Annotated in this window: 14 protein-coding genes and 1 pseudogene; 12 read left to right on the forward strand and 3 right to left on the reverse strand. The window is 71.1% G+C overall.

Annotated elements, in window-relative coordinates; translation table 11 throughout:
* The first annotated feature begins 72 nt into the window (after positions 1-72).
* Positions 73-675, forward strand: a complete 603-nt coding sequence (locus ACFWV3_RS06710; protein ID WP_382409059.1) for a TetR/AcrR family transcriptional regulator — start codon at positions 73-75, stop codon at positions 673-675.
* On the opposite strand, the gene ACFWV3_RS06715 is transcribed toward ACFWV3_RS06710, so the two are convergent.
* Positions 672-2,444: an FAD-binding dehydrogenase gene (locus ACFWV3_RS06715; protein ID WP_382409061.1), complete on the reverse strand. Its 1,773-nt coding sequence runs from the start codon at positions 2,442-2,444 to the stop codon at positions 672-674. The two genes, ACFWV3_RS06710 and ACFWV3_RS06715, sit on opposite strands and share 4 nt — an antisense overlap.
* Before the next feature lie 153 nt (positions 2,445-2,597).
* Here ACFWV3_RS06715 and ACFWV3_RS06720 point away from each other — a divergent pair, with 153 nt between their 5' ends.
* Positions 2,598-3,734 carry a PucR family transcriptional regulator gene (locus tag ACFWV3_RS06720; RefSeq protein WP_382409063.1) on the forward strand — a complete coding sequence of 379 codons (1,137 nt, stop codon included), beginning with the start codon at positions 2,598-2,600 and terminating at the stop codon, positions 3,732-3,734.
* Between the two features lie 8 nt (positions 3,735-3,742).
* On the opposite strand, the gene ACFWV3_RS06725 is transcribed toward ACFWV3_RS06720, so the two are convergent.
* The gene (locus tag ACFWV3_RS06725; RefSeq protein ID WP_382409065.1) at positions 3,743-4,153 is read right to left on the reverse strand and encodes a ribonuclease domain-containing protein; all 411 of its coding nucleotides are present in this window, start codon (positions 4,151-4,153) and stop codon (positions 3,743-3,745) included.
* A 232-nt stretch (positions 4,154-4,385) separates the two neighbouring features.
* Between ACFWV3_RS06725 and ACFWV3_RS06730 the strand changes: the two genes are divergently transcribed.
* Complete coding sequence (locus ACFWV3_RS06730) at positions 4,386-5,189, forward strand: cellulose binding domain-containing protein (protein ID WP_382409067.1); 804 nt, start codon at positions 4,386-4,388, stop codon at positions 5,187-5,189.
* A gap of 1,352 nt (positions 5,190-6,541) precedes the next feature.
* Here ACFWV3_RS06730 and ACFWV3_RS06735 read toward each other — a convergent pair.
* Positions 6,542-6,892 (reverse strand): annotated as a pseudogene (locus tag ACFWV3_RS06735) (toll/interleukin-1 receptor domain-containing protein); the annotation flags it as partial.
* A gap of 154 nt (positions 6,893-7,046) precedes the next feature.
* Between ACFWV3_RS06735 and pcaH the strand changes: the two are divergent.
* The 9 genes from pcaH (at position 7,047) to ACFWV3_RS06780 (ending at position 14,386) form a co-directional block, all read left to right on the forward strand.
* The gene (gene pcaH / locus ACFWV3_RS06740; protein ID WP_382409069.1) at positions 7,047-7,784 is read left to right on the forward strand and encodes a protocatechuate 3,4-dioxygenase subunit beta; all 738 of its coding nucleotides are present in this window, start codon (positions 7,047-7,049) and stop codon (positions 7,782-7,784) included.
* On the forward strand, positions 7,777-8,271 hold the full coding sequence (gene pcaG / locus ACFWV3_RS06745) for a protocatechuate 3,4-dioxygenase subunit alpha (RefSeq protein WP_382409071.1): 495 nt from the start codon (positions 7,777-7,779) through the stop codon (positions 8,269-8,271). The genes pcaH and pcaG overlap by 8 nt, the downstream gene beginning before the upstream one ends.
* Positions 8,268-9,371: a lyase family protein gene (locus ACFWV3_RS06750; RefSeq protein WP_382409073.1), complete on the forward strand. Its 1,104-nt coding sequence runs from the start codon at positions 8,268-8,270 to the stop codon at positions 9,369-9,371. The genes pcaG and ACFWV3_RS06750 overlap by 4 nt, the downstream gene beginning before the upstream one ends.
* Positions 9,372-9,724: 353 nt before the next feature.
* On the forward strand, positions 9,725-10,474 hold the full coding sequence (locus tag ACFWV3_RS06755; RefSeq protein WP_382409075.1) for an alpha/beta fold hydrolase: 750 nt from the start codon (positions 9,725-9,727) through the stop codon (positions 10,472-10,474).
* Complete coding sequence (locus ACFWV3_RS06760; protein WP_382409377.1) at positions 10,471-10,812, forward strand: carboxymuconolactone decarboxylase family protein; 342 nt, start codon at positions 10,471-10,473, stop codon at positions 10,810-10,812. Before ACFWV3_RS06755 ends, ACFWV3_RS06760 begins: the two co-directional genes overlap by 4 nt.
* The gene (locus ACFWV3_RS06765) at positions 10,809-11,465 is read left to right on the forward strand and encodes a 3-oxoacid CoA-transferase subunit A (RefSeq protein WP_382409077.1); all 657 of its coding nucleotides are present in this window, start codon (positions 10,809-10,811) and stop codon (positions 11,463-11,465) included. Before ACFWV3_RS06760 ends, ACFWV3_RS06765 begins: the two co-directional genes overlap by 4 nt.
* Complete coding sequence (locus ACFWV3_RS06770; protein ID WP_382409079.1) at positions 11,453-12,097, forward strand: 3-oxoacid CoA-transferase subunit B; 645 nt, start codon at positions 11,453-11,455, stop codon at positions 12,095-12,097. Before ACFWV3_RS06765 ends, ACFWV3_RS06770 begins: the two co-directional genes overlap by 13 nt.
* Entirely contained in the window at positions 12,094-13,263 is a 1,170-nt protein-coding gene (locus ACFWV3_RS06775) for a 4-hydroxybenzoate 3-monooxygenase (protein WP_382409081.1), read from the forward strand. Before ACFWV3_RS06770 ends, ACFWV3_RS06775 begins: the two co-directional genes overlap by 4 nt.
* A gap of 34 nt (positions 13,264-13,297) precedes the next feature.
* Positions 13,298-14,386 (forward strand): winged helix DNA-binding domain-containing protein, encoded by a 1,089-nt coding sequence (locus tag ACFWV3_RS06780; protein ID WP_382409083.1) that lies wholly within the window; start codon positions 13,298-13,300, stop codon positions 14,384-14,386.
* The last annotated feature ends 23 nt before the right edge of the window (positions 14,387-14,409 follow it).

The raw sequence follows: 14,409 nt of genomic DNA on the forward strand, positions 1-14,409 counted from the left end.
ACGATTGAAGTGGAGATTATCTCCAGTTCGAAGATATGGAGATAATCTCCACTTGTCAACGAGAGGTGTCACGTGGACCCGGTCAAGCCGCTGCGCGCCGATGCCCGGCGCAAGAGGGACGCCTTGCTCGCCAAGGCCAGGGAGATGTTCGACGCGGGCAGCTTCTTCGACCTGCGCTTCGACGACTTCGCGGGCCTGGCGGGGGTGGGTGTCGGGACCTTGTACCGCCACTTCCCGACGCGCGAGGAGCTGGCGGAGGCGGTCTTCCGCGAGGAGGTCACCGCGCTGTGCGACCGGGTCCGGCAGCTCAAGGAGGACCTGCCCGCGGTGGACGCCCTGGCGTCGTTCCTGCGCGGCTTCGTCGACTACCTGGACGACCACCGGGGGCTCGCGCAGACGCTGGCCACGCTGATGGGCTCACGGGCGAGCGCGCTCGCGGAGGGCAGCCAGGCGCTGGAACGGGCCGTGCTCGACCTGCTGGACACAGCGGTGAGCGAGGGGTCCGTCCGCGCGGACGTGGACGGTGGCGCCGTCATGATGGCGCTGCACGGCATCGGCGCGGCCCACGACCGGCCGAACTGGCGGTCCGAGGCGGACGGCCTCGTCACCGTGGTGCTCGCGGGCCTGCGGTCGGCAGGGGAGGAGACCGCAGGCCCCGCGACGCCCCGGCGTTAGGCGCTCTCGGCGGCTGCCGCCCGGCCCGCCGCGCGTCCCGAGAACAGGCAGCCGCCGAGGAAGGTGCCTTCCAGGGCGCGGTACCCGTGCACGCCGCCACCGCCGAACCCGGCGACCTCGCCCGCCGCGTACAGGCCGGGGATCGGTTGCGCGGTCGAGCCGAGCACGCGGCCCTGCAGGTCGGTCTGCAGGCCGCCCAGCGTCTTGCGCGTCAGGATGTTCATCCTGATCGCGATCAGCGGGCCGGAGCCGGAGTCGAGGATCTTGTGCAACGGCGCGGTGCGGGCGAGGCTGTCGCCGCTGTAGGCCAGCGAGTTGCGGATGCCCATCACCTGGAGGTCCTTGGTGAACGGGTTGTCGACCTGCTGGTCGCGCACCACGATCTGGCGGCGCAGCTCGTCCAGGTCGACCAGGTTCTGGCCGGTCAGCGCGTTCATGCCCGCCACCAGGTCGGGCAGGTTGTTCTTGACGACGAAGTCGACGCCCTTGTCCATGAACGCCTTCACCGGCGGCGGCGTGCTGGTCAGCAGGCGCATCGCGAGGTAGGCGATCAGGTTCTTGGCCGTGATCTCGGGGTTCTGCTCGGAGCCGGAGAGCACGAACTCCTTGTCGATGATCTTCTTGTTGAGGATGAACCACGAGTAGTCGTAGCCGGACTTGCCGATCAGCTCGAGCGTGCCGAGGGTGTCGAGCGACGGGATGCCGGGGTTGGCGAAGCGCTTGCCGCGGGCGTCGAACCACATCGACGACGGCGCGGCCAGCACGCGGATGCCGTGACCGGGCCAGATCGGCGTGTGGTTGATCATGCCCTCGGTGTAGTGCCACATGCGGTCGCGGTTGACGATCCGGCCGCCGGCGAGCTCGGTGATCGCCAGCATCCTGCCGTCGACGTGGGCGGGCACGCCGGTGACCAGGCGTTGCGGCGCGGGGCCGAGGCGGGCCGGCCAGTTGCGGCGCACCAGGTCGTGGTTGGCGCCGATGCCGCCGGAGGTGACGACGACCATCGGCGCGTGCAGCTCGAAGTCGCCGATCTTGGTGCGGGAGCTTGCGACGCCGCGGGCCGCGCTGCTGGGTTCGAGGACGCTGCCGCGCACGCCCGTGACGGCGCCGTTGGTGACGATCAGGCCGTCGACCTGGTGCCGGAACCTGAAGGTGACCTTGCCGTCGCGCACGGCGTCGCGGACCTTCTTCTCGAACGGCTCCATGACGCCGGGACCGGTGCCGAGCGTCATGTGGAAGCGCGGCACCGAGTTGCCGGGGCCGTCGGCGAGCTGGCCGCCGCGTTCCGCCCAGCCGACGATCGGCACCCAGCGCACGCCCAGGCCGTAGAGCCACGAGCGCTTCTCGCCCGCGGCGAAGTTCAGGTAGGCCTCCGCCCACTTGGCCGCCCAGTAGTCCTCGCCCAGCGGGTTGCCCACGCCGCGGTCGAACCCGGCGGTGTTGAACCAGTCGGCGCGGGCGAGGTCCAGCGAGTCCTTGATGCCCGCGGTCCGCTGCTCGGCGGAGTCGACGAAGAAGAGGCCGCCGAGCGACCAGAACGCCTGTCCGCCCAGGCTGGCCTCGGGTTCCTGGTCGAGCAGCAGGACCTTGCGGCCGGCCGCGGCGAGCTCGGAGGTGGCGACGAGACCGGCCAGGCCGTGCCCGACCACGATCACGTCCGCGTCGACTCTCGGGGCCGCTCCCGCGATGGTCTGCCCCAGCGTCGCGGTCGCGGCGATCGCACCGGTCGCGGCCAGGAGGTTGCGGCGGCTGATGTTCCGGTCTGACATCCCAGGGCCTTCCTCGTTGAAGGGTGGTGCCAACGCGAATTACTCTCGCGTAAAGCAACTAACCAGTAACCGCGGAGCGGGGCATAGGGTCCCGCCGCCAAACGGCGACGGCTGTGTTGTGGCCGTCGCACAACGCGATGTCTGCGAGGCGACGTGCCGGGTTTGTCCGCGATGGTCCGCCAGGTGCTCGAAGCCGTCGCCGCGGACGACAAGGTGGTCGACCGGGTCGTCGGCGCCGCCAGGGGCAGCTCGCCGGAGGTCGCCCGGCTGCCCAGCGAGGAGAACCGGCGCCACATCGCGTTCCTGCTGTCCGAGGGGATCGCGCACCTCGAACGCGGTGGCTCACCCGACGACGGCGACTTCTCCGCCGCGCTCGCGCTGGGGGCCGACCGTGCCGCTCAGGGCGTGTCCATGGCGGGTCTGCTGCGCGGGGTGCACGCCGGACGCACCGAGCTGATCCGCGCGGCCGTGGAGCTGGCGCGGTCGATGGGCGTCGACGACGGCACGATCCTGGACTTCATGATCGGCCTGGACCACTACGTCGGCGCGGTCGAACGGCACATCGTCAGCGGGTACCACACCGCCGAGCTGCAACTGTCCCGCACGGCGCGTGATCTGAACGCCCAGGTGCTGCGCCGGCTGCTCGTGTCCGGCGAGTTCCCCGACACGTCGGAACTGGCCCGTGCGGGTCTTAGGCCCGATGGTCGGTATCACTGCGTGGTGTCCGGGGTGACCGATCCCAGCCACGCGCGGACGTTGGAACAACGCCTGCACACGGCCGGCGGTGTCTTCGGACTGGTCGAGGGACGGCTGGCGGGACTCACGCACGTGCCGCCCGCGGCGTCGGACGACCTGCTCGTGGTGTCCCCGGCGACGACGCTGAAGTCGTTGCGCGCCATGTACTCGCTGTGCGCGAAGGCGTTGCCGGTCGCGTCGTCGGGAGGCGTGCGGATGCTCACCGACCTCGCCGGTGAGACCGCTCTCGCGGCGTTCCCCGCGCTGGCGGGCGTGCTCGCGGACGCGGTGCTGGGCCCGCTCGACCAGAAGAGCTCGTTCCACCACGAGATGGTGGCGACGGCGTTGTGCTACCTGGACCACGGCGGCCGGCTCAGCGCGACGGCCGCGGCGCTGCACATCCACGCCAACACCGTGCGGTACCGGCTCGACCGGCTGGTGGAGCTGACCGGTGCCGACCTCGGCGACACCCCGTGCGGAGAGCGCTCCCACGTGCTGACGACGCTGCACACCTGGTGGGCGCTGCGGTCGTGGGCCGACCGCAGCGCCAGGTGAGGCCGCTTCTAGAGGCGGTAGAAGTTCGCGTAGTGGTCCGGCGAGAAGTACACCGAGCCGTTCGTGCGGTCGACGACGATCCGGTACGCGTCGCGGGAGGCGTTGCAGGCACGCGGGTAGACGTCGAACTCCTGGTAGCTGTGCCCGGACGGCAGCTGGCCCTCGCGGTTCTGGAAGGTGCCGCCGGCGTAGTTGCACTGCCCGGTCGGCCAGCTGTACCACCCGCGCGAGGCCGGGTAGCCCTTCGACGACCAGGTCGAGTTCGCCGAACGGGCCGCGGAGCAGCGCGACTGCGTGCAGGAGCTGTACACGGCGGCGTCGGCCGAGGGCGCGACGGCCGTGGTCAGGCCGAGAACGGACGCGACGACGGCGAAGGCGGCGAGCAGGCGACGTGTCCGGTGCGGTGGCAGGGTGTGCACTTCAGACCTCCATCGGCAGGGTGTGTTGCAGGGGTGATCATTTCGGCTGGGCACCACGAGCCGGTGAACGGCAGGCGACCTCCCGCGCAACGGTTCGTGCTCAGGGGACGGAACCGGGGGCCGTCGCGGTTGGGCGGAGGCGCGCGTTCACCGTTCACGGACTCCGAAAGCCCGAGTTGATCAACTCCGAACAGCCGATTGCGGAGGCTGCCACCGCCGATAGAGTTGATCTATGGCAGCACGGAAGCACTTCTTGGTGCTGTTGACCCTGCTCACCGCCGCGTGCACGGCCGAGCAGGACGGAAGGCCCGTCGCCGCCCCGCGCGGCTCCTCCGACGCGAAGGCTCAGTCCACAAAGGTGAGTGGCGTCGTGGACGGCCGCACCGTCGACCTCGCCGACGGCACACGGGTTCGCGTCTCGTTCCTCGCCGAACCGCCGCCGTGCGCTGCTGCCGCGGCCCGCGAGTTCGCCGTGAAGACGTTGCAGGGCAAGGATCTCACCGCCACCAGCGTGCGTTCCGGCGAGATCTCGCTGGCGCTGCCGGACGGCACCGACTACGCGCTCGCGGCGGTCCGGGCCGGCATGCTGCGCGTCGCGGGTGTCGACGGCGGACCGTTGACCGAGGCGGAAACCAAGGCGTCCCAGGCGAAAGCAGGCCTGTGGGGACCGAGCTGCGCGGCGCCGTCCACGCCGCCGACCGTTGCGCCGCCGCCTTCGCCGTGCGTGGTCGTCTACCGGGTCGGCAGCCAGTGGCCCGGCGCGTTCCAGGCCGACGTGACCGTGCGGAACGTGAGCGACGTGCTGATCAACGGGTGGACGCTGCGCTGGCGGTTCGCCGACGGCCAGACCGTGACGCAGATGTGGAACGCCACCGCGTCCCAGTCGGGCGCGGAGGTGAGCGTGACCAACGCCGACTACGCGGCGCTGATCGTCGCCAACGGGTCGGTGTCGATCGGCTTCAACGGCGCGGTGTCCGGGCCGAACTCGGCGCCGGAGTCGTTCACGCTGAACGACGCGCCCTGCACGACCGGCTGATCACCGGACGACCCGCGTGCCGTCGCCCGACACGACGACCTCCTCGACCAGGTCCCGGTCGCGGTGGAAGCCGAAGCGCCAGGCCGCTGCCGGAGGAGTGCGCGCGAGGGCGACCGACAGCGCGGTGAACCCGGTGCCGAACTGCCGGATCGCGAGTTCCCTGGCGCGGTCCAGTGCTTCCACCAGCGGGTCGAGTCCTGGCACGGGGTGTCGGCCAAGGCGGCGGTCAGCGCGAGCGTGTCGTGGTCGGAGACGTCGACCGCGCCGGACGCGACCGTGCACAGGATCTTCCGGTACTCGTAGGCGAAACCGCTCCTGTCGCCCTCGCTGACCGGTGTCGCGTCCCCGCCGCACACCTCCACCACCCACTGTCCCGCCCAGCCGGCACTGGTCGTGAGCGCGTCGGCCGGGTCGGCGACACCTCGCGCGGACCCGGCGACGCCCGTGTTCGACAGGAACGCGAGCTGCCAGGTCCGGTCGCCCCACCGGTCCGTCAGCAGTTCGGTCGCCATCAGCAGCGCCTGCCGCGCGGTGAGCCTGCGGGGGATGTCCCAGACGTGGTTGCCGGCGGCGCGGAACTGGTTGGCCATCGAGAGCGTGTACCCGCCGTCGCCGTTGCTCCGCACGGAGAGGAAGTCGGCGTTGATCAGCTCGGTGCGCGCCGCCGCGGTCAGCACCTCGCCGGTGTCCGCGTCGACCGCGACGGCGCGCACGCTCTCGGTCAGCGTCGGGTCGAAGAACGCCACGGTCCAGGTCGGGCGCAGGTCGTTGCGCTTGTCGCGTTCGAGCCTGGTCATGACCATCAGGTCGTCGCCGCGCGGGATCTCCGGTCCCGCCGCGAGCGCGGCGGCCACCGCGACGTCCGAGTCGACGAACCGGCGCGTCAACGGCACCGGCCGGAACAGCACGTACCTCCTGCTGACCTCGGTGGTCTGGTCCGCGTGCCGGGCCATGTGCTCGCGCGCCTGCTCCTCCGTCATCCGGTTGTCGAGGTGGTTCACAGCGCAGGACATGGTGATCATCGACCCGTCGAGCGGTGCGGGGTCGGCGTCGTAGCGGTAGAGGTCGGTGAACTCGTGCACCACGCCGTCGATCACCGAGAAGGCCCGGATCCGGCCCGTGCCCGCCTCGTGGAACTCCACGACCCAGAACCGGCTCGTGCCGTCCATGGCGTCGGCGAACTCCCAGTCCCGCATGTTCGCGAGCGAGTACAGCTGCGCCACGCCCTGCTGGGAGATCCCGAACAGGTCGCCCGCCGGGGCGAACTCGGAGCGGACGAGCGCGGCGGCCTCCTTGGCGCGCAGGAAGCTGCCGCGGACGGGCACACCGCGGAGCCCGCAGATCAGCCGGCGGACGGCGCGCCGGTACTCGGCGGGGCGCCGGAAGTCGGCGTGCGCCAACTCCGACAGCCGCGGCGCCCACGCCGGCGGGACGTCCTCCACGAGGACCGGCAGCACCGGAACTCCGGACTCCGCCGCGAGGTCGAGCTCCTGCTGCACCCAGAACGAGTTCGCCGCGGACGCCGACACCACCACGACGAGGAAGGCGGCGTCCGCGATGGCGGTGCCGATCGCCGCCAGGCTCTCCCCGATCCGCAGCTCGCGTTCGTCCACCCACACCTCGACCGAGGCCCTGCGGAGATCCGCCGCCAGGCGCCGGACGAACGCCCGGTCCTTGCTGCTGTAGGACAGGAACACGGCCATTCGCGTCCTCCGCGTCGTGTCGGCCACCGCACGTGCGGTATCGGCCGAGGCGGGAGATCGGTTACCTGACCGGTCGCGCCGAGTCCGATGCGTTTCCGTTCAGCGGAAAGGTCCGGTCGACGCCGAGCCGTTCGCGAGCCTAACGTCCGGTCCCGTGACGAGCAGCCAGCACGAGATCAGCGACGAGATCGCGACGATCCACGCGGACTCGCCGGGCGGGGCGCCGCTGCTGGACTTCGCCCCCTACCGCAGCACGCAGCTGCGCCACCCCACCAAGGAGCTCCAGCTCGTCGACCCCGAGGGCGCCGAGCTGGTGGCGCCGGTCTTCGGCCACTCCGACGTGGCCGCCGTCGAGTCCGACCTGACCGTCCAGCGGGGCGGCGACCCGATCGGCGAGCGCATCCGCGTGCAGGGCCGCGTCCTCGACGGTGACGGACGGCCGGTGCGCCGCCAGCTCGTGGAGATCTGGCAGGCCAACGCCGCCGGCCGCTACGCGCACCAGGGCGACCAGCACCCGGCACCGCTCGACCCCCACTTCACCGGCGTCGGCCGGTGCCTCACCGACGACGACGGCTGGTACTCGTTCACCTCGATCAAGCCCGGCCCCTACCCGTGGCGCAACCACCAGAACGCCTGGCGGCCGGCGCACATCCACTTCTCGCTGTTCGGCACGGACTTCACCCAGCGGCTGATCACCCAGATGTACTTCCCCGGCGACCAGCTGCTGGCGCTGGACCCGATCGCCCAGTCGATCACCGATCCCGCGGCGCTGGCGCGGCTGGTCGCGTCCTACGACCACTCCCGGTCCGAGCACGAGTGGCTGCTCGGCTACCGGTGGGACATCGTGTTGACCGGCAGCCACGCGACCTACCTGGAGCCTTCCGATGACTGAGGCCACCCCCGGCCAGACCGTCGGCCCGTTCTTCCACCACGCGCTCGCGTTCCCCGGCGACTCCGAGCTGGTGCCGCTGGGCTCGGCCGGATCCGTGGTGCTGCACGGCCACGTCCTCGACGGCGCCGGGGCACCGGTGCCCGACGCGATGATCGAGATCCGCCAGGCCGACGCGTCCGGCGTCGTGCCGAAGGCGGGCGGGTCGCTGCGGCGGCGCGGCGCCGGGTTCACCGGCTGGGGACGCAGCTGCACCGACGGCGCCGGGCACTACTGGTTCAGCACGGTCGAGCCGGGCCTGCCGTTCTTCGCGGTGACGGTGTTCGCGCGCGGCCTGCTGGACCGGTTGTTCACGCGCATCTACCTGCCCGGTGCGGCCGACGCGATCGACGGGCTGGTGGCCACGCGCGAGGACGACGGCCGGCTGCGGTTCGACATCCACCTGCAGGGCCCGTCCGAGACCGTGTTCTTCAAGTACCCGCGGACGTGACCGTGCTCCCCGGCTCTCATCGCGCCGCCGGCCTGGCCGACGACGCGGCCCTGGTGCGCGCGATGGTCGACGTCGAGGTGGCGTGGGCGCGCGTGCTCGGTTCGACGATCTCCGTCTCGGTGCCGGTGCTGGACCCCGTCGAGATCGAGGCCGCCGGCAACCCGGTGCTGCCGCTGGTGTCCGCGTTGCGCTCCCAGGTCTCCGTCCCGGTCCACACAGGACTGACGAGCCAGGACGTGCTCGACACGGCGTTCATGCTGCTGGCCCGCGGGGTGCTCGACCGCGTCACGGCGGACCTGGACCGCGTGGCGGCCGCACTGGCCGCGCTGGCCTCGGAGCACCGTTCGTCGGTGATGGCGGGCCGGACGCTGACGCAGTTCGCCGTGCCGATCACGTTCGGGCTCAAGGCGGCGCGCTGGCTCGTGGGCGTGCTGGACTCGCTGGACGAGCTTGCGGCGGTGGTGCTGCCGGTGCAATGCGGGGGCGCGGCGGGAACGTTGTCGCGCGCTTCCTCGCCTGTGGAGTCGGCTGCCTTGTTCGCGCGGTACTTGGGTTTGGCGTCTTCGGACCTGCCCTGGCACACCTACCGGGCGCCGGTGACCCGTCTCGGTGACGCGCTGGTGCGGGTGTGCGACGTGCTCGGCGTGCTGGCGGCGGACGTGCTGACGCTGGGCCGTCCTGAGATCGGCGAGGTGTCCGAGGGCGCGGTGGCCGGTCGGGGCGGGTCGTCGACCATGCCGCACAAGCGGAACCCGGTGCTCGCCGTGCTGGTGAACTCCGCGGCTTTGCAGGCCCCGCAGCTGGGGGCGCAGCTGCACCTGTGCGCGGCGCGTGCGGTGGACGAGCGTCCGGACGGGGCTTGGCACGCGGAGTGGCCGGCGCTGCGGTCGTTGCTGGAGTTGGCGGTGGTGGCGTCGTCGCAGGCCGCGGAGTTGGTGGAGGGGCTCGAGGTGCATGCGGACGTGATGGCTCGGCGGGCTGGGGAGGCGGCGGGGGAGTTGCTGGCGGAGCGGGGTGGAGGGGCGGATCCGGCGGAGTATCTCGGGGCGGCCGGGGTGTTCGTGGACGCGGCGGTGGGCAGGTGGCGTGATGGGCGTTGAGCTGAGCCTGGAACGGCCTGTGGCGCGTGCTGCCGGAATGCCGTGGCCTGTCTGGGAGTCACCAGTTGGGCGGCGACTGCGGTGGCACGCGGTGGGATCCGGCTTGCCTGCCACGCGCGCTTTGCCTGCCACGCATGCCCTGCTTTCCGCGCGCGGCTGTCGTGCTGAGGCGACTTTCAGACCTGTCGCGGAGTGGTCGGCGGAGCGAGGCGATCGGCTTGATCCGGCGGCCCGTTTCGGGACCACTGACGCGTTCATCGACGCCGCACTCCTTCGGAATCGATCCCGCCTCGGCCCCCTCCGGGGGGCGCGTGAGGTCCCCACTCCTATCGTCTCAAAGGGGTCTGACAGAAATGGGCGTTGAGCTGAGCCTGACCCGGCTCGCCGGCTCCGACTCCTCCGACCGGCTGCTCGTGGTCGGCCCCTCCCTCGGCACGTCGGTAGCGATGCTGTGGCGGACGTGCGCACAAACGATCGGCGGCGAAGTCATCGGCTGGGACCTGCCGGGCCACGGTGCCGGAAGCTCCACCACCGAACCCTTCACGGTGCAGGACATCGCCGACGAGCTGACAAACCGCACCAATGCGTTGGCCAACGGCAGACCGGTCGCCTACGCAGGGGTGTCGTTCGGCGGCGCGGTCGGGTTCGAGCTGGCGAGCCGGCACGGCGGCCCGTTCGACGTGATCGTGTGCATCGGTGCGGCGAAAAGGATCGGAACGCCCGAGATGTGGCACGAGCGGGCCGCGGTGGTGCGTCGGCTCGGGACGCCGGTCATGGTCGAGGGGTCGGCGCAGCGGTGGTTCGCGCCGGGGTTCGTCGCCCGTGAGCCGCAGACGGCCGGTGGGTTGCTCAGGGCGTTGGCGGACACGGAAAGGGAGTCGTACGCACTCGTGTGCGAGGCGTTGGCCGGGTTCGAGGCGGGCGTGAGTGTGAAGCCCACCAAGGTGTTGGTCGGTGAGCACGACGTCGTGGTGTCGCCCGAGAGCGCGGATCGGGTGTTGCGCGGGTGCGGGCACCTGCCGCCCGTCGAGGATCCCGTGGCGGTGGCGGGTGTGCTGGCCGAGGTGCTGGAGGAGATGCGGTGTCCTACGACGACGGCATGAAGGTGCGGCGGGAGGTGCTCGGGGACGCGCACGTGGACCGGGCGGCGCCGGACGAGTTCACGCGCGACTTCCAGGAGTTCATCACCAAGTACGCGTGGGGTGAGGTGTGGACGCGGCCCGGTCTTGACCGGCGGATGCGCAGCGCCGTCACGCTCACGGCGTTGATCGCGCGCGGGCACTGGGACGAGCTGAGGTTGCACGTGGCCGCGGCGGTGCGCAACGGGCTGACCGAGGACGAGATCGGCGAGGTGATCCTGCAGAGCGCGATCTACTGCGGGGTGCCGTCGGCCAACCACGCGTTCTCGGTGGCGCGGCAGGTCCTGAAGGAGGGCGTGTGAACGTTCACGACACGGCGCAGGACGCCTTGGCCGACATCGCCGACGGCGCGACCGTCCTCATCGGCGGGTTCGGGCCCGCGGGGGAGCCGGTGCAGCTGATCGAGGCGTTGCTCGACAGCGGCGCGAAGGGGCTCACGGTGGTCAGCAACAACGCCGGGGCGGGGGAGAACGGGATCGCGGCCCTCATCCGCGAGGAGCGGGTCGCGAAGATCGTGTGCTCCTACCCGCGGCAGGCCGACTCGCGGCACTTCGACGCCGCCTACCGGGAGGGCCGGGTCGAGCTCGACCTGGTGCCGCAGGGCAACCTCGCGGAACGGATCCGGGCCGGCGGAGCGGGGATCGGGGCGTTCTTCACGCCCACCGGGTTCGGCACGGTGCTGGCCGAGGGCAAGGAAACGCGCGTGATCGACGGCAGGGGCTACGTGCTGGAGTACCCGATCAAGGGTGACGTCGCGCTGGTGAAGGCGCACCGGTCCGACGAGGCCGGCAACCTCGTCTACCGCAAGACCGGCCGCAACTTCGGGCCGATCATGGCCGCGGCCGCCACGACCACGGTCGTGCAGGTGGAGGAGCTCGGTGACATCGACCCCGAACACGTGGTGACGCCGGGCATCTACGTCAACCGCGTCGTCCACATCGGATGGTCGGCATGATCGACCGGAAGGCACTGGCGAAGCTCGTCGCGGCCGACATCCCGGCCGGGTCGTTCGTGAACCTCGGCATCGGCCAGCCCACCGAGGTGGCCGACCACCTCGCGCCGGGCAGCGGGGTCGTGCTGCACACCGAGAACGGCATGCTCGGGATGGGGCCGCAGGCGCACGGCGACGACGTCGACCTCGACCTGATCAACGCGGGCAAGATCCCCGTCACGGAACTGCCGGGCGCGTCGTACTTCCACCACGCCGACTCGTTCGCGATGATGCGCGGCGGGCACCTCGACGTGTGCGTTCTCGGCGCGTACCAGGTGTCGGCCAGCGGCGACCTCGCGAACTGGCACAGCGGCGCACCGGACGCCATCCCGGCCGTCGGCGGCGCGATGGACCTCGCGGTGGGCGCGAAGCAGGTGTTCGTGATGATGAACCTGCTGACCCGCGACGGAAAACCCAAGCTGCTCAGCGAATGCACGTACCCCCTCACCGGGCTGCGGTGCGTCAGCCGCGTCTACACCGACCTCGCGACGTTCCTGATCACCGAGAACGGCGTGGTGGTGCGCGACCTGCACGGCATCGAGCTCACCGATCTCCAGGCACTGCTGGACGTCCCGCTCGTGGAGGAGCACTCATGACGCGCACCAGAGTCGGCATCGTCGGAGGCGGACCGGCAGGGCTGATGCTCTCGCACCTGTTGTCGCTCAACGGCATCGACAGCGTGGTCGTCGACAACAGGTCACGGCGGGAGATCGAGAACACGATCCGCGCCGGCATCCTGGAGGCGGACAGCGCGCGGCTGCTCGTCGACACCGGCGTGTCCGACCGGGTGCGGCGCGACGGGCACCCGCACGAGGGCATCGACCTGCGGTTCGGCGGCGAGAGCCACCGCGTCGACTTCCGGGCGCTGGTCGGCGAGTCGGTCTGGCTCTACCCGCAGACCGACGTGTTCGTCGACCTCGCGAACGCCAGGGAACGCGACCACGGCGACGTGCGGTTCGGCGTGAGCGACACGTCCGTCGACGTCGGCGAGCAGACGATCCGGTTCGCCGACAGCGACGGGAAGCAGCAGGAGGTGCGCTGCGACCTGCTCGTCGGCGCCGACGGGTCGCGGTCGATCTGCCGCGCCGAGGTGCCGGAAGCCGTGCGCAAGCACAGCTCTCGCGAGTACCCGTTCGCCTGGTTCGGCATCATCACCCAGGCACCGCGCAGCGCTCCCGAACTGGTCTACGCGCACTCGCCGCGCGGGTTCGCGCTGATCAGCCAGCGCACCGAGACCCACCAGCGGATGTACTTCCAGTGCGACCCGGAGACCAACCCCGACGACTGGTCCGACGACCGCATCTGGGAGGAGCTGCAGGCGCGCGTCGCCGGACCGGACGGCTTCTCCCTCAAGGAGGGGCCCATCACCGAGAAGACGGTGCTGCGCTTCCGGTCGTTCGTCGCGGAACCCATGCGCCACGGCAGTCTGCTGCTCGCCGGCGACGCCGCCCACACCGTGCCGCCGACCGGCGCCAAGGGCCTCAACCTGGCGCTGGCCGATGTGAGCGTGCTCAGCGAGCTGATCGAGCGCGCGCTGCTGAAGAACGACTCCGAGGCGCTGGACGAGTACGGGCCCCGCGCGCTGGACCGCGTCTGGAAGGCACAGCACTTCTCGTACTGGATGACGACGATGCTGCACGCGCTGCCCGGCGCGTCCGACTTCGACGTGCGGCGGCAGCTCGGCGAGCTGCGATCCGTGGTCGGCTCTGAGGCGGGCTCGAAGTTCCTGGCCGAGGGGTACACGGGCCGCTGGCCTGCTTGAGCGCCGCTCGAGCGGGACCGCCGACACTGGCCCGATGGACATCGCGGCGCTGCGCCTCGGCAACATCGGGCAGCTCGACTCGCCGGAGGACGTCGTCCGGTCGCTGGGCGCCGTCCAGGGGCAGGACTACGGCCAGTCGTTGTGGGCGATCGGCCTGCGCACGGACTCCGGGCGGATCCAGGACGTCGAGGAGGCGCTGCGCACGGGCCGCATCGTCCGCACCTGGCTGCTGCGCGGCACCGTGCACTACGTCCTCGCCGAGGACGTCCGGTGGATGCTGAGCCTGTTCAGCCAGCGCTACCTCGCGCGCCAGACCCCCAAGGTGTGGCAGTACCACAACATGACGCCCGAGCTGATGACGTTGGCGCGCAAGACGTTCGTGGAGGCGCTGACCGGCGGCGGCTGTCTCACCCGGCGCGAGATGATCGACCTGATGGCCGACATCGGCATCCCGGACGACCGGCAGCAGAGCTACTTCACGTTCCTCAACCTCGCCCAGGAGGGCGTGGTCGTGCCGGGCCCGCCGCGCGGCAAGGAGCAGACCTTCGTGCTGCTCGACGAGTGGGCACCCCACCAGCGGACGCTGGAGGGCGACGAGGTGCTGGCCGAGCTCGCGGGCCGGTTCTTCGGCTCGCACTCCCCGGCGACCCTGGCGGACTTCGCGAACTGGTGCGGCATCGGCGTGCGGGAGGCCGCGCGCGGGTTCGAGGCCGTCAAGCCCTCGCTGGTGCGCGAGGAGTTCGACGGCAAGGAGTACTGGCTGCGGCCGGACCTCACGCCGGGCTCCGGCACCTACCTCCTGCCCGCCTACGACGAGCTGGTGATCGGCTACAAGGACCGCGGCGCGTTCTTCACCCGCTACGACGAGATCCCGATCTCCACCTACAACGGCATGTTCTACGCGACGATCATCGAGGACGGCCAGATCGCCGGACTGTGGCGGCGGGTGATGAAGAAGACCTCGGTGGACGTGGAGCTGCAACCGCTGCCGGGCTTCGACGTCGAGCGGCTGTCCGAGCACGTGGCGCGGTTCAGCGCGTTCCTCGGGCTGCCCGTGCGCGTGGTCGTGAAGGACCCGCCCGCGGCCGGGTCGTCGAAGGTCAGCTGGCGCTCCCGCAAGTAACGCCATCGATGACCGCTGACGAC

Source organism: Lentzea sp. NPDC059081, assembly GCF_042738015.1.
Classification (GTDB): domain Bacteria; phylum Actinomycetota; class Actinomycetes; order Mycobacteriales; family Pseudonocardiaceae; genus Lentzea.

Coding starts and splice junctions, on each gene's coding strand:
- ACFWV3_RS06755 (WP_382409075.1), top strand. CDS start 9,725: ATGGGCGTTGAGCTGAGCCTGACCCGGCTCGCCGGCTCCGACTCCTCC.
- ACFWV3_RS06760 (WP_382409377.1), top strand. CDS start 10,471: ATGAAGGTGCGGCGGGAGGTGCTCGGGGACGCGCACGTGGACCGGGCG.
- ACFWV3_RS06715 (WP_382409061.1), bottom strand. CDS start 2,444: ATGTCAGACCGGAACATCAGCCGCCGCAACCTCCTGGCCGCGACCGGT.
- pcaG (WP_382409071.1), top strand. CDS start 7,777: ATGACTGAGGCCACCCCCGGCCAGACCGTCGGCCCGTTCTTCCACCAC.
- ACFWV3_RS06730 (WP_382409067.1), top strand. CDS start 4,386: ATGGCAGCACGGAAGCACTTCTTGGTGCTGTTGACCCTGCTCACCGCC.
- ACFWV3_RS06775 (WP_382409081.1), top strand. CDS start 12,094: ATGACGCGCACCAGAGTCGGCATCGTCGGAGGCGGACCGGCAGGGCTG.
- ACFWV3_RS06770 (WP_382409079.1), top strand. CDS start 11,453: ATGGTCGGCATGATCGACCGGAAGGCACTGGCGAAGCTCGTCGCGGCC.
- ACFWV3_RS06780 (WP_382409083.1), top strand. CDS start 13,298: ATGGACATCGCGGCGCTGCGCCTCGGCAACATCGGGCAGCTCGACTCG.